The 19959-nt window shown below is 47.7% G+C and carries 16 protein-coding genes; 10 read left to right on the top strand and 6 right to left on the bottom strand.

The window, feature by feature from the left end:
- Positions 1-246: 246 nt before the first annotated feature.
- Both SGRA_RS14190 and SGRA_RS14175 read left to right on the top strand, forming a co-directional pair.
- A complete protein-coding gene (locus SGRA_RS14190) occupies positions 247-816 on the top strand; it encodes a MarC family protein (RefSeq protein ID WP_015693448.1) in 570 nt (189 codons plus the stop codon).
- Positions 817-1294: 478 nt separating this feature from the next.
- Positions 1295-6961: an alpha-2-macroglobulin family protein gene (locus tag SGRA_RS14175; protein ID WP_015693445.1), complete on the top strand. Its 5667-nt coding sequence runs from the start codon at positions 1295-1297 to the stop codon at positions 6959-6961.
- A gap of 235 nt (positions 6962-7196) precedes the next feature.
- On the opposite strand, the gene SGRA_RS14170 is transcribed toward SGRA_RS14175, so the two are convergent.
- From SGRA_RS14170 to SGRA_RS14150, 4 genes are all read right to left on the bottom strand, one after another.
- Complete coding sequence (locus tag SGRA_RS14170) at positions 7197-7934, bottom strand: RluA family pseudouridine synthase (protein ID WP_015693443.1); 738 nt, start codon at positions 7932-7934, stop codon at positions 7197-7199.
- A gap of 298 nt (positions 7935-8232) precedes the next feature.
- Entirely contained in the window at positions 8233-8781 is a 549-nt protein-coding gene (locus tag SGRA_RS14160) for a hypothetical protein (protein ID WP_015693441.1), read from the bottom strand.
- A 199-nt stretch (positions 8782-8980) separates the two neighbouring features.
- On the bottom strand, positions 8981-9838 hold the full coding sequence (locus SGRA_RS14155) for a LysM peptidoglycan-binding domain-containing protein (protein WP_245538563.1): 858 nt from the start codon (positions 9836-9838) through the stop codon (positions 8981-8983).
- An 8-nt stretch (positions 9839-9846) separates the two neighbouring features.
- A complete protein-coding gene (locus SGRA_RS14150; RefSeq protein WP_015693439.1) occupies positions 9847-10752 on the bottom strand; it encodes a DUF72 domain-containing protein in 906 nt (301 codons plus the stop codon).
- A gap of 109 nt (positions 10753-10861) precedes the next feature.
- Between SGRA_RS14150 and SGRA_RS14145 the strand changes: the two genes are divergently transcribed.
- The 7 genes from SGRA_RS14145 to SGRA_RS14115 all read left to right on the top strand — a co-directional run bounded on the left by SGRA_RS14145 (position 10862) and on the right by SGRA_RS14115 (position 16774).
- On the top strand, positions 10862-12070 hold the full coding sequence (locus tag SGRA_RS14145) for an exo-beta-N-acetylmuramidase NamZ family protein (RefSeq protein ID WP_015693438.1): 1209 nt from the start codon (positions 10862-10864) through the stop codon (positions 12068-12070).
- Between the two features lie 221 nt (positions 12071-12291).
- Positions 12292-12795: a DUF4442 domain-containing protein gene (locus SGRA_RS14140; RefSeq protein WP_015693437.1), complete on the top strand. Its 504-nt coding sequence runs from the start codon at positions 12292-12294 to the stop codon at positions 12793-12795.
- A gap of 7 nt (positions 12796-12802) precedes the next feature.
- Positions 12803-13579, top strand: a complete 777-nt coding sequence (locus SGRA_RS14135; protein ID WP_015693436.1) for an MbnP family protein — start codon at positions 12803-12805, stop codon at positions 13577-13579.
- Positions 13580-13842: 263 nt separating this feature from the next.
- Positions 13843-14859: an FAD:protein FMN transferase gene (locus SGRA_RS14130; RefSeq protein WP_015693435.1), complete on the top strand. Its 1017-nt coding sequence runs from the start codon at positions 13843-13845 to the stop codon at positions 14857-14859.
- 6 nt (positions 14860-14865) lie between these two features.
- Positions 14866-15327: a hypothetical protein gene (locus SGRA_RS14125; RefSeq protein ID WP_015693434.1), complete on the top strand. Its 462-nt coding sequence runs from the start codon at positions 14866-14868 to the stop codon at positions 15325-15327.
- A 265-nt stretch (positions 15328-15592) separates the two neighbouring features.
- The gene (locus SGRA_RS14120) at positions 15593-15985 is read left to right on the top strand and encodes an energy transducer TonB (protein WP_015693433.1); all 393 of its coding nucleotides are present in this window, start codon (positions 15593-15595) and stop codon (positions 15983-15985) included.
- Between the two features lie 48 nt (positions 15986-16033).
- Entirely contained in the window at positions 16034-16774 is a 741-nt protein-coding gene (locus SGRA_RS14115; RefSeq protein ID WP_015693432.1) for an energy transducer TonB, read from the top strand.
- A gap of 163 nt (positions 16775-16937) precedes the next feature.
- Here the strand turns inward: SGRA_RS14115 and SGRA_RS14110 are convergent, their stop codons facing one another.
- Together SGRA_RS14110 and dacB are read right to left on the bottom strand one after the other, a co-directional pair.
- Positions 16938-17825 carry a lysophospholipid acyltransferase family protein gene (locus SGRA_RS14110; RefSeq protein WP_015693430.1) on the bottom strand — a complete coding sequence of 296 codons (888 nt, stop codon included), beginning with the start codon at positions 17823-17825 and terminating at the stop codon, positions 16938-16940.
- A gap of 153 nt (positions 17826-17978) precedes the next feature.
- Positions 17979-19439 (bottom strand): D-alanyl-D-alanine carboxypeptidase/D-alanyl-D-alanine endopeptidase, encoded by a 1461-nt coding sequence (dacB, locus tag SGRA_RS14105; protein WP_015693429.1) that lies wholly within the window; start codon positions 19437-19439, stop codon positions 17979-17981.
- A gap of 142 nt (positions 19440-19581) precedes the next feature.
- Between dacB and trxA the strand changes: the two genes are divergently transcribed.
- A complete protein-coding gene (gene trxA / locus SGRA_RS14100; protein ID WP_015693428.1) occupies positions 19582-19902 on the top strand; it encodes a thioredoxin in 321 nt (106 codons plus the stop codon).
- The last annotated feature ends 57 nt before the right edge of the window (positions 19903-19959 follow it).

Genomic DNA, 19959 nt, shown 5'->3' with positions numbered 1-19959 from the left:
TATGAACCTGTAATAGTTACAGTACAAACTTACAAATATAAAAATTGACAGCCAAATAAAAAAGTGTTTTTTTGTTTTTGTTTAACAAAGCCCTGCTCAATCACCTCATCTTAGCCTTAAATTAAGACTTACTTTAGTTTATCATAACGTAGACGACTCGCAGAAAATAAGGAACTTTTATAGCTTTGCGCTCATTTTTTACTATCTATTGAGTAATCATAAAAAATAGCTCTAAAACAATTGTTTATGAATTTCAAGGATGCCTTTACGGCTAGCATGATTTTATTTGCGGTAATTGATATTATTGGTAGTATCCCGATCATTTTGGACCTGCGCAAAAAGGTGGGCCATATTCAATCCGAAAAGGCGAGTTTGGTGGCCGGAATTATTATGATTGCCTTTTTATTTGTAGGAGAAGAAATTCTCAATCTCATCGGTATTGATGTTAGTTCTTTTGCGGTGGCCGGGGCTATTGTCATCTTTTTCTTGGCCATCGAGATGGTGCTAGGCATCCAAATTTATAAGGAAGATGCCCCCGAAACGGCCTCGATTGTGCCCATTGCCTTTCCTCTGATTGCGGGGGCCGGAACCATGACCTCGCTGCTTTCTTTGCGGGCAGAATACGCCCTACCCAATATTATTATTGCCATTGTCGTTAATCTAATCGTGGTCTATCTGGTCCTTAAACTCTCTGGCCGCATCGAAAAATTGCTGGGCCAATCGGGCCTGAACGTGATTCGCAAGGTCTTTGGCGTCATTCTTTTAGCCATTTCCATCAAGCTCTTTGCCTCTAATGTGGGCGGTTTGATTAACTAGTTGGATTTGGGGCCCGCGGCCGCCCTTTTCAGAGGGGCGGCCGCCGCTATGCTGCGGGGCTCGCTCTTCGCTCGGCCCTTCGCCAGCTTCGCTGGCTCGGTCTGGCCTTCGGCCACCCGCTCCGCAGCGCTGGGCCATTTGGCCCTTCGGGCCAAGGCGGCTGCGCCGCCTATACTGGCCCGCCCCAGCCTTTTTTCTTCGCTTCTCGGCAGATAAAATGACGTTCTGTTTAGATTCTAAAGGAATCGCTTTATCTTAATTAACTGAGCCTTTGGCCCAAAAGGCGGCAAAGCCGCCGCCTAGGCGCGCAGCGCCTGGCTGAGGGATGGATAGTGGGGCGGCGCAGCCGCAGACCAAGCAAAAAACTTGTTTTTTTGCGCAGGGCCGAGCAGACCTGCGAGCCACGACACAGCCCGACCCGCCCAAAGGGCGGGGCAGCCCCAAAACAAAACTTTCTTAACCTCTATTATACTTACCCATGCGTCAACTTATCTCCCCTTTATTTTGGAGCAGTCTACTGCTCTCGGGATTTTTACTGTTTGGCCTTTCTGCTTGTAGCAAAAAAAACAAGCCGCCCACAGAAGAAGAGCTGTTTCAAGCAGCCGATGAATCCTACAAAAACTATATTTCGGCCTATACCGCAGGCCTGATTTCTGCAGCCGACCCCATCCGCATTCGCTTTTCTTCCGATTTGGCCAGCAAGGCCCAAATTGGCCAAGCCGCCAATGCCGAACTGCTGAGCTTTGAGCCCGCCCTAAAAGGAAAACTCTTTTGGGAAGATGCCGCTACGCTCCGCTTTGAACCTGCAGAAAATCTGCCCCAAAAGCAAAGCTTTCGGGCTATTTTGGACCTCAATAAGCTGTTTAAAAAGCTACCCGAAGGCCTAGAAAACTTTAAATTCGCCTTTAAGGCCCTACCCCAAGATTTTGAAATTAGCAGCCACCGGATTTTTATCCCCAAGGCCAACCAAGCCGATCAACTAGAGCTAGAAGGCGCCCTTTATACCGCCGATGTGGCTAGCCCCGAACTGGTGCAGCAACTCCTGCAGGTAGATTATCCGGGCCAAGAAAACCTAGAGCTGGTCTGGAAACATTTGGCCGACCAAAGAACCCATCAATTTACCATCAAAAATATTCAGCTCAAAAAAGGCGGCGAAGATGGCCAACTCTTTTTGCGCTGGGACGGACAAGCTTTGGGCCTAGATAAAAAGGGCGTAGATACCATCAGCATGCCTTCTGAGCTGTTTAAGGTGGCCCAAGTTAAGGTATTGAATGATGAATCGGGCTATCCCTACTTTTCTATTCAGTTTTCTCAGCCCTTGGCCCAGTACACTACGCCAACAACTAACAATGATATTATTCTGCCCAACAATAGTTTGCAAGAACTAGATTATATCAGCATTTTTCAGTCGGACTATGAGGTAAGTCGTCGTTTTGACATTTTTGTTGAAAAGAACGAGCTCAAATGTATTCCTAGAAATAAAAATACGACGGGCGAATTTAAATTGGTCCTTAATGAGGACCTCCGTTCTTATTCTGGAGATAAGCTCAAGGGAGAAGCAGAATTTAGCCTAGAGCTCCGCTCTGCGCAGCCTGCTGTTCGTTTATTGGGCCGAGGAAGCATTTTGCCCAACAACAAAGGGCTATTTTTCCCCTTTGAGGCCATCAACCTCAAGGCCGTAGATGTGCAGGTCATTAAGGTTTATGAAAATAATGTATTGCAATTTTTGCAAAATAATGACCTCAATGATGAATACCTCAATTATATGGGCAGAGTGGTGGCCCAAAAAAGAGTTTCTTTGCAAGAGCTGGCCCCCAATGCCAACCCCAATGAATGGACCCGCTACGCCTTGGCCCTAGACGAACTCATTAAGCAAGAGCCGGGCGCTATTTATCAGGTCGCTATCGCTTTTAGAAAAGAATACCAAGCCTTTGGTTGTGGCGCTTCGGCCTCTTTGGGCCTAGAAAGCACCCAAGCGCTTTATGAGGAAGATGAAGAAAGCCAAGAGCTCATTAGCTTTTTTGAGCGGCCAGAGTTCTATAGCTACAACTATAGCCGCCGAAATGACCCTTGTACGGATGACTATTATAATTATAGCCGCTTTGTTCGCCGCAACCTCTTGGCCTCCGACATTGGAATGATTGCCAAAAGAGGACCGAATAAAGAAGTGCTTGTTGCCCTAACCGATCTAAGAACTACCGAGCCGATTGGCCGAGCTACCGTTAAAATCTATGACCGTTTTCAGCAACTGATGGCCGAACTACAAACAGATAGTGATGGCTTTGCCAAAACGACCACCAAATATGAACCTAGCTTGGTCGTTGCCGAATACAATAAGCAAAAAGGCTATTTGCGCATGCCTAAAGGCGGCAACCTTTCGCTAAGCCGCTTTGAAGTAGGCGGTAGCCGCAGCCAAACCGTTAAGGGCCTAAAAGGGAGCTTGTATGGAGAAAGAGGCGTTTGGCGCCCTGGTGATTCTCTGTTCTTAACCGTAGTTTTGGAAAGCAAAGAAGAGCCCCTGCCCATGCAATATCCCCTAAAGTTGCAATTGCGCAACCCTCGCGGACAAATTGTTTATAGCCGCACAGAAGGGCAACACCTCAATGGGGTCTATAGCTTTAAGATAAAGACCGAAGACAATGCCCCCACCGGAAACTGGTCGGCGGAGGTAGCCGCTGGTGGACTCAACTTTAGCAAAAGAATCATGATTGAAACGGTAAAACCCAACCGTCTCAAAATTGACTTGGACCTTGGAAAAGAGGAACTCATGGCCGAAGACCGAGAACTTAAGGCCGACCTCAAGGTGAAATGGCTACATGGTGCCCCTGCGGCCAAAATCCGCAGCCGAGTACAAATGAGCCTAGAGCCCATGCCTACTGATTTTGAGCAATATCCCGACTTTGTTTTTGATGATCCTACTCGCCTCAACTATAGCCGCAGCCCTTTTACCCTCTTTGATGCCAGCCTAAACGAACAGGGCTTTGCCCAACTTCAGGGCGAAATCAAAATGGAGGCCCTACCTGCAGGTAAACTCCGCGCAGGCTTTAATGTCCGCGCCTTTGAATCTGGCGGAGACTTTAGCGTAGATAATTTCTCTATGCCTTTTTCTCCCTTTACCGCCTATGTCGGTATTGAGATCCCCAAAGATGCAGGGGGACGTAAAACGCTCAAGGTGAAAGATGGCAATAAAATCAACTTAGTGGTGCTGGACCAAAATGGGCAGCCCCTAGCCAACCGAAAGGTCAAAGTTGGACTCTATCGCCTAGACTGGCGCTGGTGGTGGGACAATGGCTATGAAAACCTCTCTCGTTTTAGCAGTAGCTACCATAAAGGGGCTATTTCTACCATAGAATTGACCACAGATGCCCAGGGTAAAGCCCTCTATCAAGTTACACCCGAAGAATGGGGCCGCTATATGGTCCGAATTACCGAAGAAAGCAGCGGACACTGTACGGGTGACTTCTTCTATGCAGGTTCGCCTTGGGATGATAGCGATTTTGGTAATCGTTCTGCCGCTAGTATGCTTGCTTTTTCTGCAGACAAGGAGGTCTATGCCCCTGGCGAAGAGGTGGTCCTTCAATTGCCCGCAGGCAAAACGGGCCGTGCCCTTTTGAGCTTAGAAAATGGCAAAAAGATTTTAGAGCATCGCTGGATTAAGATTCAGGATAACCCCAAGGGCATCCAAGAGATTCGCTTTAAGGTGAATGGCCAAATGAGCCCCACCATTTATGCGCACATTAGCTTGGTCCAACCTCATCAGAATAGCCTCAACGACCTGCTTATCCGCAGCTATGGGGTGATTCCGATCCGTGTAGAAGATCCCGCCACTCGCCTAGAGCCCCAACTAGAGATGCCTAGTAAATTACAGCCCAATAGTACCGTTAGCATTAAGGTCCAAGAGGCCAAAGGCCGCCCAATGACCTACACTATTGCCATGGTAGATGAGGGCTTACTCGACCTCACTCGCTTCAAAACGCCTGATCTCTGGCCCGAATTCTATAAAAAGGAAGCCTTGGGCGTAAAAACCTGGGACCTCTATGAGCAAGTTTTGGGTGCCTTTGGCCAACAACTAGATCGAATCATTACTATTGGTGGGGGTAGCGGCATGGACCCCGCCCAAGCCAAGAAAGCCAACCGCTTTAAACCTATGGTTCGCTATTTGGGTCCTTTTGAGCTAAAAGCTGGAGCCAAAGCCGAACATCAAGTGAAAATTCCGAACTACATCGGTTCGGTTCGGACCATGTTAGTGGCGGCTCAAGATGCTGCTTATGGACAGGCAGAAAAAACAACTCCTGTACGCAAAGACCTTATGACTTTGGCCTCCTTACCTAGGGTGCTATCGCCCAAGGAACGCTTGGCCCTTCCCGTTACCGTTTTTGCCATGGAAAAAGGCATTAAGGATGTAGAAGTTCGCCTAGAGACCAATGAATTACTACAGATTAAAGGAGAGAAAAGCAAAAAACTCCGCTTTGATCAAGTCGGAGAGCAAATGCTATCCTTTGATATTGAGGCCGCAGAAGGTTTGGGCGTAGCCAAAATTAAGGTTGTGGCCCAAGCTGCTGGTAAAACAGCTAGCTACGAGCTAGAGGTCCAAGTACGCAACCCCAATCCACGGATTAGCAAAACTTATGCGGCCGTCTTGCAGCCCGGCGAAAACTGGGAAGAGTCACTGGCCCGCATTGGAATGCCTGGTACCAACCGCGCTAGCCTAGAGCTTTCTCGTATTCCCGCCCTCAATCTGCAAAAGCGATTGCACTACCTCAAACGCTACCCCTATGGCTGCGTTGAGCAAACTGTTTCTGCTGTTTTTGCGCAGTTGTATTTGGGCTCGCTCATGCCATTAAGCAAAAAAGAATCGGCCGAAGTCGAGCAAAATGTAAAAGCGGCCATTAAGCGTTTGGCCCGCTTCCAAACTGCCACGGGTGGTTTTGCCTACTGGCCCGGTGGAAGCGAAGCCTCTGAATGGGGTAGCAGTTATGCTGGTCACTTTTTGCTGGCAGCCAAAAAAGAGGGCTATTTGGTCCCTCAAGCCATGCTCGACAACTGGAGCAATTACCAAAAGAGTATGTCTCGCATTTGGAGAATGCCCAGAGGCGAACAGCTCAACCAACAGTCCAATGCCCCTTTGATGCAAGCTTATCGTCTGTATACCTTGGCCCTAGCCGGTAAATCGGAGTTGGCGGCCATGAACTTGCTTCGCAATCAGCCTTTGCTCCCCAGCAATGCCAAATGGCGCTTGGCGGCAGCCTACGCCCTGACGGGCAATAGCCAATTGGCCAAAAACATGAGCAAAAACCTGCCAAAAGAAGTCGGTAGCTACCGAGAAATGAGCTACACCTATGGTTCTGACCTCCGAGATGAGGCCATGATTCTAGAAACGCTCAACCGTTTGGGACAAAAAACCGAGGCCGCCAAAGTCTTGCAGCAATTGGCCCAAAAACTCAGCTCAGATCGCTGGTACTCTACGCAGTCTACCGCCTACGCCCTTTTGGCCGCAGCCGATTTTGTCAAACAACAAAAAGGAGGTGCTCAGGCCAAAAATAGCTATAGCTTTAGCTTTGCCCAGCTCAACGAAAGTGCGAGCTTGGAGCAAGCCCCTATTTTTGAAACGGAGCTGCCCGTTGGTAGTCAATCCGAAGCCCTCAAAGTGAAAAATACTGGTGGAGGACCGCTTTTTGTTCAGGTTTTGCTAGAGGGACAAGCCCTGCAAGATGAAACTGAAGAAATTAGCAATGACCTTAAATTGAGGGTGAACTACCAAGATTTGGAGGGCAAAAAGCTCGATATTAAACAAATCAAGCAAGGGACCGACTTTATTGCGATTGTAGAGGTGGCCAACCCCGGCCAAAGAGGCCGCTATGAAGAACTGGCCCTAGAGCAGGTTTTTCCCGCCGGTTGGGAGATTTTGTCTAACCGCATGAATGCCGCTTTGGGCGCAGGCAATAGCCGAGCCGATTATCAGGATATTCGCGATGATCGGGTCTATAGCTTCTTTGATTTGGGCGCAGGCCAAAAAATGACCTTCAAAATTTACTTGAACGCTGCCTATAAGGGCCGCTTTTACCTGCCTCATCAGTCTTGTGAGGCCATGTATGACCACAGCATTTTTGCCAATAAAGCTGGCGGTTGGGTAGAGGTAAACTAAGCCCTCTCCCCTATTCAAAAAGCGCTAATCGTCTCAGAGATGATTAGCGCTTTTTTGTTTTATTTTTTTCTGTTGGGGCCTCCGCTGCGGCTTCGCCTTGCGGCGCTATGTTGCGCAGCTCGCTATTCGCTCGGCCCTGCGGCAGCAAAGCTGCCTGGGTCTGGCCTTCGGCCACTGCTCCACAGCGCTAGGCCAACAAAAACTGCGGCCTTGCCGCAGTCGAGCAAAGCAGCAGTTAGGCCTTGGCCCATTTTCTCAATTGGCTGAGGGTAGCCCGCATATCTTTTGGGGGTTCTGCCTGAAAGCTCAAGCTTTCGCCAGAGCTAGGATCTGCAATTTGCAATTGGTAGGCATGCAGGGGCACTCTTTTTAGCAGGGGACGTTCTTCGGCATATTTGGCCGATCGATATTTTCGGCCCTTAATTTCGGAGAGGAAAAACTGATCTTGGCCTCCGTAGCTAGGGTCTACCACTAAAGAGTGGCCCAAATGTTTGAGATGCAAGCGAATTTGGTGTGTGCGGCCGGTCAAGATATCGCAAGCGAGCAAGCTATGTTGTTTAAAGCTCTCTAGGGTCGAGTAATCGGTAATAGAGGGTTTGCCTTTTCGGGCGACGGCCATACGGCCAGCAATAGTAGGATGTTTGGCGATAGGGGCATCGATGCGGCCCTCTTCTGGATAGGGTTGGCCAAGGACCAGTGCCCAGTAGGTCTTTTTGGTTTTCCGCTCTTCAAACTGAAGGCTTAAGTTTTTGTGTGCTTCGGCTGTTCGTGCAAAGCAGATAATGCCAGAAGTATCTTTATCTAGGCGGTGGACGATATAGATTTCGCCAAAATCAGCTTTTAGCATATGATAGAGATTGGGGACTTCATCGGGGCGAAAGCGGTCGGGAATGCTGAGCAGGCCAGCGGCCTTATTCACGATAATAAAATCCTTAGTTTCTGCGATGAGCTGATAATTTGCTTTTTTTGCCATTTTATTTTAGCGTTCTGATGTGATGCGAAGGAATTTGGTCCTTTTTGTTGCGGCCGCAGGCCGCATTTTGGCGCCTGCAAGGCGTTTTTTTTGGCCTAGCGCTGTGGAGCAGTGGCCCGAAGGGCCAGACCAAGCAAAAAAAGCTTCGCTTTTTTTGCGCAGGGCCGAGCAGACCTGCGAGCTGCGCAACATAGCGCCGCAGCGCAGCTGCGGAGGCCCCAAAGATCCAAAAAAAAAGCAGCTTCCGTAAATAATAATTACGAAAGCTACCTTTGCGCCTTTAGAAAGCGGCCAGATCTTAAAGTTGTGGCAGTTCGATCAGGGCGGGGCTATTGGCATGGGTAAGTTCTAGGGCTTCGGCCTCTAGGTTTTTCTCTTTGATGCGGAAGCTCCCTTGGCTACCGTCGGGTCGGACCTTTAGTTGGCCCTTGATGATATAGGGGTGGCTCACCCATTGGTCTCGCCAAGAAATTTTGAGATCCATGACCAGTTGGCTAGCGTCTAGATCGGCCTTGAGCACCTCTAGTCCTGGCGACTGAAAAGGCTCTGGATAAACGGCATTGATGGCATACCAAACAGAAGCCTTGGCCAGCTCTTCGGGCTTATTACTTTTTCTTTTGTAGGGGCGGTTGAGCTGGGCCATTTTTAGGGGGCCCGCCTTGGGGCGAGTTTGTTCGGTGAGGGTACTAATTTCTTGACCGTCTAGGTCTTCATCCTCAAAAAATCCATCGGAAATATAGACGGTTTCTTTAGGGAGGTTGAGCAAATCCATATCGTTACCAGAGCTACAGGAGTAGGTTAAAAGGCAACTGAACAAGAAGAGCAGATAAGAACTTTTATACTTCATACTGTCCATTTTTAAGTTAGCAAAACAGATCCTGAATGAGGGGACATTGAGGATTTTCTGATCGTTAGGTTAGTTTTAAGTCGTTGGTTGTCACAAAATAGTTAATAAATTATATTTTCACAGGCTTTTGAGCCGTCAAAATCATCACAATCTCTTTATTATCAGGAATAAATCCAAATATCAACTTGTTAAAAATCTATTATTTAACAAGCTTTCTAATTTTCACATATGCTTGAGCGTCAAGGATTCCCAATGCTTGAGCGCTGATAGGAGAAAGCATAACGATAGAGCCTCTTGCAAAGGGCGTATCGGGCACAGATCCTAGAACTTTTGCATATATTCGGCGTTCAATCATAGGGTTTTCGATTAAAATGACGTCTCCGACTTGGGCGCCATCATACAGAACATATAGGCCATTTGTTTGCTGACTAAGTTGTTCATATTTGGGCCAGCAGGCTCTGCCCTCCTCCATTTTTTCGGTTTTGCCTCTCATCAGGCCCATTTCATACTTTTTTCGCCACTTTCGGTTTTCTTCGGCCAGGGCGCCCTCCAGTCCTGTATGTTTACTTAGGCTGTCACTAACTCCCTTTAAAGAGAACCAACCTACTTGTAGGCGTTGGCCTTCATAGAGGACGGCTGAGCTAAGTTGATTACGATTTTGGAGTAGTTCTACGGGGACATTAAAATGTTTTCGAGCGACTCGCCAGAGGGTTTCATTTGCTTTGACCTGATAATACACCTTCACATAATTGCTATCAATATAGGGCCGAGGTTTAGTTCTTAAGATGGCCTTTGCGCTAATGGGAATGCGTAGTTTTTCGCCAACTTTGAGGCTACGTTTAGAGAGGCCTGGATTACAATAATAGAGGTCGGCTAGCTTGATTTGGTAAAAGTTTTTCATGGAGTAAAGCGTTTGTTTGCGCTTTACCTGATGCAGCAAATACACTCTTCCGCCGTTGATATCGACAAAGACGCTATCTTCTGGGTAGAGTTTAATATTTTGAGCTTGTGTTAAATGACTTACGAAAAGAGCTAAAATAAGGATGATATAGGGCATAGATTTCATTAAAATAGTTGGAGTTGAGGGTCTTGATAAGGTGTAGGAATTTTGATGGACCAATCTGTTTTTTTGGCCAATTGTTCCGCCATATACTGACAAATATCTGGGGCCAGGAGGTTGTCTGGTTCATGCAAAAAGAGATAAAACTCCTTCAAGCCTTGGGTTTGCAGGCTCATTATTTTTTCTATCCAAGCATCTACTCTTTGGTAATCGCTAGGAAGCAGGCCATTGCCCACAAAGCGGAGCATCAAAACGGGGGCCGTCAATTCCAGATGCAAAACATCTCTTCGGCCAGCGACATCCGTAATGCAAGTGCCTACTTTATAATGCTGCAAAAGGTCAAAATAGTCTTTGCGGGCAGCAGGATCTGCAAAGATATCGGCTTGGCGGGCTTCTATACAGATCGGGAAAAGGCTTTGGGGATATTGTTTGAGGAACTGCTCGAGCAAAGGCAGCTTAGCGGGACCAAAATGCGGGGGCAACTGCATAAAGCCCCAACCCAAGCGGGGGCCGAGTTCCTGCATTCGTTCGGCAAAGCTTGGGCCTAGGCCCAGATTGATGCCTAGGTCGGCGGCATGGCTAATATTTTGGCCCAGTTTGGGCGAAAACCGAAAGCTTTGGGGCGTTTCCTCTCGCCAACGTTCCAATAATTCTACTTTGGGCAATTGGTAATGGGTAGAATTGAGTTCTATGCCATTAAATTGGGCGGCATAAGCTTTTAAATAATCTTTGGGCGTTGTTTTGGGCGGATAATAGCGCCCTACCCACTCCTTCATGGCCCAGCCCGTACAGCCAATATAGACCGCTGGCTGCTCTGGCTGTTCTTTGGCCAAAAGAGCAGTGCTTCGCTCGGCCAAATTGGGCAGCGAAAAATCTACTTTAGTGATATCTGTCAGTTTACCAAATTTCATTCATTACTTTTTGAGAGCACAAAGATCTCGAACTCATTTTATTTTAGTCGCTAAAAGGGCTACTTTTTTTTAAGGGCAAAAGACGCTATCTTCAGCCAAAATCTAGAATATGCGCCCAGTTTACTTCCTTTTTGTCGCCATTTGTCTACCTATTTTCCTTTTTTGGCCGCCCAAAGAAGCCCCTGCTCAAACAGAAGTCTTTGATAACCAGATTAAAACAGGGGCCGAGCAAATGCACCACTACCTCCCTTTCCTCAAAGGCAAGCGGCTAGGTTTGTTGGTCAATCATAGCTCGACCATTAAGGAAACGCATTTGGTAGATAGCTTGTTGGCCCTGGGCCTAAATGTAAAAAAGATTTTTGCCCCCGAGCATGGCTTTCGCGGAACGGCAGACCGAGGCGAAAAGATTTTAGATGCCAAAGACCCCAAAACGGGCTTGCCCATTGTTTCTCTTTATGGCAAAAACCGCAAGGCCAAGGCCGCAGAGTTGGCCGATTTGGACCTCGTTATTTTTGATATCCAAGATGTGGGGGTTCGCTTTTATACTTATAGTTCTAGCATGACGTATATGATGGAGGCCTGCGCCCGTGCAAAAATTCCCTTTTTGGTCCTCGATCGCCCCAACCCTTTGGGCCATTATATAGATGGACCTATTTTGGAAAAGGAGCAGCGCAGTTTTGTGGGCCTTCACCCCGTCCCGATTGTGCATGGCCTTACTTTGGCCGAATACGCCCGCATGATTAATGAGGAGTTTTGGTTGAGCGATAGCCTGCAATGCGATTTGAAATATGTGGCCTGCCTCAATTATCGACATGATAAGTACTATGAGCTGCCCATCAAGCCCTCTCCCAATTTGCCCAATATGCGCAGCATTTACCTCTATCCGGGGCTCTGCCTTTTTGAGGGCACCCAATTTTCGGTTGGTCGAGGCACCCAAAAACAGTTTCAGTGCTATGGCCATCCGGCATTTCCCAGCCGCCAATATTCCTTCAAGCCTGCGCCCATGCCCGGGGCCAAGTCTCCGGTCCAAAATCAACAGCTTTGCTGGGGCGAGGACCTCTCTCTGATTTCCCTCGATAGCCTGCAGGCCCAAAAACAAATCCCCCTGCAGTATTTTTTAAAGGCTTATGAGGAGGCCCCCGCCAACTTGAAGCAAAAATTCTTTTCTCAAAAGGCTTTTTTCGATAAATTAGTGGGCAATAGCTGGCTCCGAAACGCCATCCAAAAGGGCGAAAATGAGAAGCAAATCCGAGCCCGTTGGGCCAAAGAATTAGAAGAGTATAAGGTCTTGCGCCAAAAGTATTTACTTTATCCTTAAGTGGATATTTTGGGGCCTCCCGCAGCTAAGCTGCGGGCGCTATGTTGCGGGGCTCGCTGCTCGCTCGGCCCTTCGTTTTTCGCTGCGCTCAAAACTCGGTCTGGCCTTCGGCCACCCCTCCACAGCGCTAGGCCATTTAGGGCCTGCGGCCCTAGGGCTGGCTATTCCGCCAGCCCATCCCAACTCTTGTCATCATCAATCACCATCAATCATATTGTATTATGCAAGCTCCTATTTTAGGGCAATATGCCCCCGAGTTTATGAAATTGTTTTTGTCGCCCCTCAAGCAAAAGTTATTTTTGCTCAGCAAGCTGCCCGCAGCTTGGTTTATGGGGGTCAAAATGAAAACCCTAACGCCTGAGCGCTCTATTGTTCATTTGCCTTTTAACTGGTACTCCAAAAATCCGTTTAAATCCACTTATTTTGCGGCCCAAGCTGCAGCGGCCGAACTCTCTACCGGAATTTTGGCCAATATGCTCCTCTACAAAGGGCCCAAAATGTCTATGTTGGTTACCGGTATGCGAGCCGAATACTTTAAGGTCAATAAAACAGCTCGCTTTGTCTGCGAACAAGGCCAAGAGATTAAGGCCTGTATGCAAAAAGCTATAGATACTGGAGAGGGCCAGCGAATTGAGATCATTTCAGAGGGCTATATGACTGGCCCTGATGGACAAGATATTTTGGTCTCTCGCTTCTATTTTGAATGGAGTTTTAAAGCGAAATAAACAATTTATGAAGTATTTATTTTGGACCTTAGGGTTATTGCTTTTGGCTAGCTCCTGCGATTTGGAAGAAGGCTGCACCGACCCCATTGCCGAGAACTACGCCCCCGAGGCCGATACAGACTGTTGTTGCGAGTATTTTAATTTGCGCCTCAATCGCTCGGGCATTTGGGCCGATACCAGCAGCTTTAGTTGGTCTAGTAAGTATGCCGATATGCAAGGCGATAGCTTTCAATTAGAGCAGTTCCGCTTTTTTGTATCTTCCTTTGCCCTCCGCGATAGTAGTGGCCAATGGTGGCAGGTACAAGATAGCCTCCTCTACCCTTTGGCCAATGGCAGCAGCCGTTATTTGCCTAGCGATATTGTCATTTGGCGAAACAATAGCTTTTTGTATGATTTGGGCAGTTTTGACCAAGCCAGAGAATTTGATCGCCTCCGCTTTTTGGTGGGCGCCCCTGCCGACTGGGCCGATTTGGCCCCAAATGAGATAGAAAGCAGTTTGGCCCTCAGCAGTAGTTTTACGGCTAGTTTATATGAAAACTCTGCCTATCAATCGGCCCAAATGCAGGCGGTAGTGGGCAACGATAGCAGCCAATATGTCCTGAGCGACACCCTTTGGGTAGAACTCCCCTTGGCCCTTTCGGGCTCTTTTGATGAAGATCTCAACTTAAATATAGCCCTAGATTATTCGGATTTATTGCGAGGCATCGCCTTTAACAGAGATGATTCTAGCCAGATCGTCCAAAGTATTCGCCAAAATATGAGCGCTGCTTTTCAGATTCCCTAAAAAGGTATTCGTCGCTTCGCTCCTCATTCATCAATATAACCCGCCCACCCTCCCCTCCAATGGATTCCCTAAGGAATCCATTGGGGGAGCTTGGGCCATTTTTGGTCCAGAAAGGCGCGAAGCGCCTTGGCCTAGTGATGTGTAGGGGTGGCCGAAGGCCAGACCCAGCCGCCGAAGGCGGCGCAGGGCCGAGCAGACCTGCGAGCCCCGAAACGTAACGCCCGCAGCAAAGCTGCGGGAGGCCCCAAAAAAACAACAACAGCATGAAAAAACTTATCTACCTCAGCCTTAGCCTAATACTACTGAGTTGCCAATCCGAATCTCCTCAAAATTCGGGATATTTAGAACTCAGTGGGCAGACCATGGGCACCAGCTACAGCATTAATTACCAAGACAGCCTAGGGCGCAACTTTGGTCCAGCCATCGACTCCCTACTCGGGGCCATTAATGCCGAAGTATCGACCTATATTCCCAGCTCCACCATTAGTCAGTGGAACCAATCCAAAGAGGGCATAAAAATAGATGAGCACCCCCACTTTTTGCGCAACTACCTCTTGGCCAAACAAGTATTTCAAGAAAGTGAAGCTTGGCTAGACCCCAGCCTCATGCCTTTGGTCAATTATTGGGGCTTTGGCTATACCCAAAAACGGCCCGTACTTGCCGTAGATAGCCAAAAAGTAGACAGCCTAAGGGCCCTTTGTGCCTTTGCCCAACTAGAGCTAGACAAAGGCTATTTGTATAAAAATAAAGCTGGAAACGAACTCGATTTTAGCGCCCTAGCCAAAGGCGATGCCGTAGATGAACTAGGCCGTTATTTAGCATCCAAAGGCGTTCGGAACTATATGGTTGAAATTGGGGGAGAGCTGCGTTTGCGGGGACATCAGGAAGGCGCCCAAGGCTGGTATATTGGCATTAATTTACCCAAAACAGAGGCGGGACTAAAAGAAATTCAGAATATTGTCGAGATGAAAGACTATAGTTTGGCCACTTCTGGAAATTACCGTAACTTTTATGAAGTAGAGGGCCAAAAATACGCCCACACCATCAACCCCAAAACGGGTTATCCAGAAAAAAGCCAACTACTCAGCGCTTCTATTTTTGCCCCCAATTGTGGACGAGCCGATGCCTGGGCTACCGCCTGCATGGCTATGGGCCTCCAACGCGCCCAAAAACTACTGCCCCAACAAAAAGATCTAGAAGCTCACCTCATTTATGTCGATAGCTTGGGACAACTACAAAGCTGGTCGACCCCAAAAGCAAAAACTTGGATAAAAAAATAATGCCTTATGCGACTCTTCCTACTGCTGACTAGCCTCTTCTTCTTATTGCCCAGCCTCAGCGCCCAAGAAAAAGAACTAGCCGTAATGGCCCCCCTGATGCTTTCTGGAAAATGGACCGGCAAACTCACCCAAGAAAAAGGAGGCATTGCCAAAACCTATTACTATGAAGTAGAACTCAGCCTCAATGGGCAAGATATTGTCGGTACAGGCATGATTCGGGCCGGGCGCATGTTTGGCTATTTTAATATCAAAGGACGATTAGAGGGGACCAAAGTAACCCTAGAAGATATTGAAATTACCAATGAAGAAATTAAGGAAAGAGCCGCCTGGTGCCTCAAAAAAATGCCCCTGCACTTCCGATTCCAAGATCGAAAATACAAATTAATAGGGCCCTGGTCGGGGGTCGTTCCCTGGAGAGACTGCTCTCCCGGAGAAATTGAACTGGAAAAAGCCAGTATTCGGGCCTAGGTGGAATACCTAATTTATTAGTTGTAATAAAAACTTTTATTCCAAATATGGCCATTTGAGGCGATTTTTGCCCTAAATTATACCGCAAAAGCAAAATAATGCAGTTCGGCCGACAATGGCCCACACAATAGATATTACTAATAGGTCTTTTTGGTATGATTTTCAGAGAGGAGAGCAAGAACAAATCTCTGCCTACAAAATAAGACTTATTAAGAACTACTGACTGCCCAGCTCCCCCTCTTTGGGCCTAGAAAAAAACGATATTATGAAACAAATCTTTGCCCTTTTTTTCCTCATCAGCAGCCTTGGCCTTAGCCAAGTACACGCCCAAGAAGGAGAAGAGCCTCGCTTTCCCGGTTGTGAGGATGCCTTAGATTATGACTGCGCAGATATGAAAATGCTGCAGTTTCTTTTTAGTAATCTCAAACACCCTCAGGCCGCCAAAGACGCCAATGTACAAGGTACTGTCGTGGCCAGTTTTACCGTAAAAGCAGATGGCTCTATCAGCGCCCCAAGCGTAAAAGAAGGTCTAGGACATGGATGCGATGAAGAAGTCATCCGCTTAATCAATCTCATGCCCAAATGGATTCCGGGCACCGACCCCGAAGGAAATCCCATAGATATGGAGTGGGAGATTGACGTGAAGTTTAAGAATTAAACAAAAAGACGGCTGTGCCGTCTTTTTTTTGGCCAATACCTCTACACTATGCCTTATTATAGCCTTTTTTGCTGCCTCCTCTTCTCCGCCACGCTCTGGGCCCAAGAAAATCGCCCCGCACTTTTCCCCTCTTGTAGCGACCCACTCATTAGCCTAGCCCAACAAGAGGATTGCAGCCGCAAAAAACTCCTAGAATATATTCACCTACATTGCCCCTACCCCGATACCGCCCTGCAAGAAGAAGTGGAGGGCCTAGTGGTCGCCGCCTTCGAGGTGGATGAAGAGGGCCAAATCGCTAAAGTCAAAATCCTAAAAGGGGTCAATAAAGCCATCAATGAGGCCGTTATGCAAACGCTCAGGGGAATCAAGGGCTTTCAACCGGCCCTAAAAGATGGCCAAGCAAGCAAAAGCTGGATCGAGCTGCCCATCCGCTTCCAACTCAATAAATTATTAGATGCGGCCCAAGAAAAAGAGTACCAATTGCTCTGGTCGGGCCCCAGCCAAAGCAACCAACTCAAAAAAAAGGAACTAAAGACGCTCCTCCAAAATGAATCGCTTTTTGTCCGCAGTATCCAAGGCCAAAATTTCAAGATCCAAAAGCTAGAAATTACCTACTGGCGCAAAAAAAAGCTGCGGACCATCTACCTCAAAACCCCCAAAGATTTCTGGACCGAAGAGGTCCAAAATCTCCTCAAAGAAGTTCGCCGAAAAGGAAAGCTTTTTCTCCGAGCACATATCCAAGATCGCTATGAAGTCATTGTTGTACAGCGAGATTTAGAACTGATTTAAGGGTTTGGGGCTGCCCCGCCCTGCGGGCGGGTCGGGCTGTGTCGCAGCTCGCAAGCCTGCTCGGCCCTTCGGGCCTGCTAGACGCAAAAAGGACCAAAACAAGGCTCCGCTCCAGCCTAAAAAAGGGCAGAAAACCATGGTTTTCTGCCCTTTTTCTTTGGCCCTAAGCCTGCGGCGGCTTGTGCTTCCAGCGCTTATGCGACCAGAGCCAATAGGCGGGATCCTTTCGAATTTGAGCTTCTACTTTGGCCATGTAAATTTGGCTGATTTCTTCGGCAGTATGCGCCTGAGGGTCCTTAATGAGCTCTTCAAAATGGACCTCATACACTCCTCTTTTTACTTTTTGTACATCAAAATAATAGATGGGAATAGTATAGCCTTGGGCATAGCGGGCGGGGCCGTGAATTGTGGCCGTCTGCTGGCCAAAAAACTCTACCCAATGCGCTTTTTTTACGCTACTCGGGTTTTGGTCGGCTATGAGGACCAAAAGCGGAGACTGCGAACGATGCGCCTCAAATTGCTTGGCCGTTTCATAGGTAGGTACAATCACATTACCCGACAAACTGCGGCCCTTGAACATCTCGGCCTCAATCAATTTATTGGCCATAGGCTTATAAATGACCATACTGAGCATAGGCGTCTGAAAGCCAAGACCAGCTCCGCCCCACTCCCAGTTGTTGTAGTGCGCCCCAGCCAAAACGGCCGCCCCTTCTTTTTGGGCAATGGGGTCAAAAATATCGCCATTGACGACCTTCCAGCGCTTTTTAGCCACTTCTTCACTCATGCTTAGGCCCTTAAGGCTCTCTAAAAAGATATCGCAAAGATGGCTATAAAACTGCCGCTCGATTTTGGTCCTTTCTGCTTCCGTTTTTTCTGGAAAACAACGCAGCAAATTGTCGCGGACCACCTGCTTGCGGTAGCCCAACAACTTATAAAGGACCAAATAAAGAAAATTAGAATAGGCATATAAAAGCCAAAAAGGCGTTAGCCGAAAGCTAAAGCGCACCGTTTTAAAGGCCCAAAGCCCCAAATGATCTGAAAATTTTGCCATAAGTTCTAAGTTATAAATACAGCCAGGCGCTATTGGCCTAGCGATGTGCAGCAGTGGCCGTCAGGCCAGACCCAGCCAGCTTGCTGGCGCAGGGCCGAGCGAACAGCGAGCTGCGAAACGTAGCGCCGCAGCTTGCTGCGGAGGCCCCAAATCCTACTGATTATATTCGGCCATAGCCAGCAAGACTTTCTCTAGCTTTTTGCGGATGGTCCAGGATGCACAATTATAATTATTGACGATAATAGAAAACGCAATTCTGCGGCCCGATCGGCTTTTGATATAGCCCGTATAAGAGCGAACTCGGTTCATAGAGCCGCCTTTGCCGTGCAGATTTTCCTCTAGGGCCGTTTTGCGGCCAAGGTACTTAAAAGTTCCTGTTTTACCCGCCACAGCCAATAGATTATAGAAATTGGGAAAGCTTTTTTGATCAATATACACTTTGCGCATAATTTGGGCCATGGTTTTGGCGGGTACACCATTGCGGGCAGAGAGTCCAGAGCCGTCCTGCATAAAAAAGCCTTTAGTTGAAACGCCCCGCTTTTGCCAGAAGTCCATCAGGACCCCAATGCCCGCCTCGGTAGAGGCCTCTTGCTTAAATTTTTTGCCCAAGGTTTTGAGAAAAGACTCGCAATAGAGATTTCGGCTGGCCTCATTCACATGCTGAATAATTTGGGCCAAAGGAGGCGAATAATGCGTATGAAAACGGCGGCGCTTTTCAGCCATTTTATAGTTTCTATGCGTTACGGGTTGGCGCAAACAGCGAATCCCCTGCGCATTGAGCGAGCGCCAAAGCCAATGCGCTGCAAACAACTCTGGATTAGGCGCAGCCCCCTTTACCCGAAACTTCTTGCTGCCCTGAGGCAGGCTGCCCCGGATCCAAGCTTGAGGGTGATAAGGGGCCGTATAAATATAGGATTGATCGCCAGAGCGGGGCTTGCCCGTTTCCAATTCATTGATAACCTCTAGACCGGGCACCTCTGGCTCGCAGCCCAAAAACTTAGGACCACGACTTTGGCTGGCGCTCAGTTGAAAGCGCATATAGAAAAGATTATCGTGCAAATTGAGGCCAGAAACCCCAGCCCCATAATGATTACCCATATCCATCCATTGCCAAGTAGGCACCATAATCGAATTGTCGTAATAGCTGCCATCGCCAATAATGAGGCCCGTGATCTTTTGAATGCCCGCCTTGCGGACCGCCTCACAAAACTCATTGGCCAAATCATCTAAACTGGGAATATCCTCCATATAAGGAGAGCCCAAACAGGGGTCGCCCGTTCCTTTGAAATACAAATTGCCATGCAAAACCCCATCCTTGATATAACCATCATACTCCAGATAAGTAGCAAAACGATGATTGGCGCCCAAAAGGGCCAAAGTCGTGCTGGTGGTAATGGCCTTCATGGTAGAAGCCGTGATTAGGGATTGTTCTGGATTTCGGCTGGCGATCAGTTCGTTTTTATCGATATCAATAGCGGCAAAACCGATAGAGGCATAGCGGAGCTCTGGCGCCTGCTCAAACTCCTTAAGCGCCATTTCTAGGCGGTTTTGGCCCAAAATAAAGCTGGGCGAAAGCAGTAAAAAACAAAAGAAAAAGCTAAATTTGTTAGACATAGTAGCAGGAATCTGTTAAATATATTTTAGGCGGTTTTCAGTTCTCAAACTTTATCGCTAATTTCGTTGTTACGACAACAAAATAATCAAAAGCCCTCGAGAAGGGCTCATATTTACAATATTTAAAACCAAAGATTGAATCATGGCCAAGGAAATCACAAATAGCAACTTCGATAGCCTAGTACTTGAATCTGGACAAGTAGCACTTATTGACTTTTGGGCACAATGGTGTGGTCCTTGCCGCGCAATTGCTCCTATCATTGAAGATCTCTCTCAAGAGTTTGAAGGTAAAGCAATTGTAGGTAAAGTAGATATTGACCGCAACCAAGAGATTGCTATGAAGTATAATATCCGCTCTATTCCTACTATTCTTGTTATTAAGGATGGTGAGGTAGTAGACCGCCAAGTAGGCATGACTACAAAGGCTAAATTGAAGTCTAAATTGGAGCAGTACATCGTCTAATCGATACGCCTCTATTTTAAGAAAAAGGAGCTTGACTTAAGGTCAAGCTCCTTTTTT

Origin of the sequence: Saprospira grandis str. Lewin (genome assembly GCF_000250635.1) — a bacterium.
GTDB lineage: Bacteria > Bacteroidota > Bacteroidia > Chitinophagales > Saprospiraceae > Saprospira > Saprospira grandis.
The sequence above is the reverse complement of the archived record's forward strand: the minus strand, read 5'-3'. Positions and strand labels throughout refer to the sequence as shown.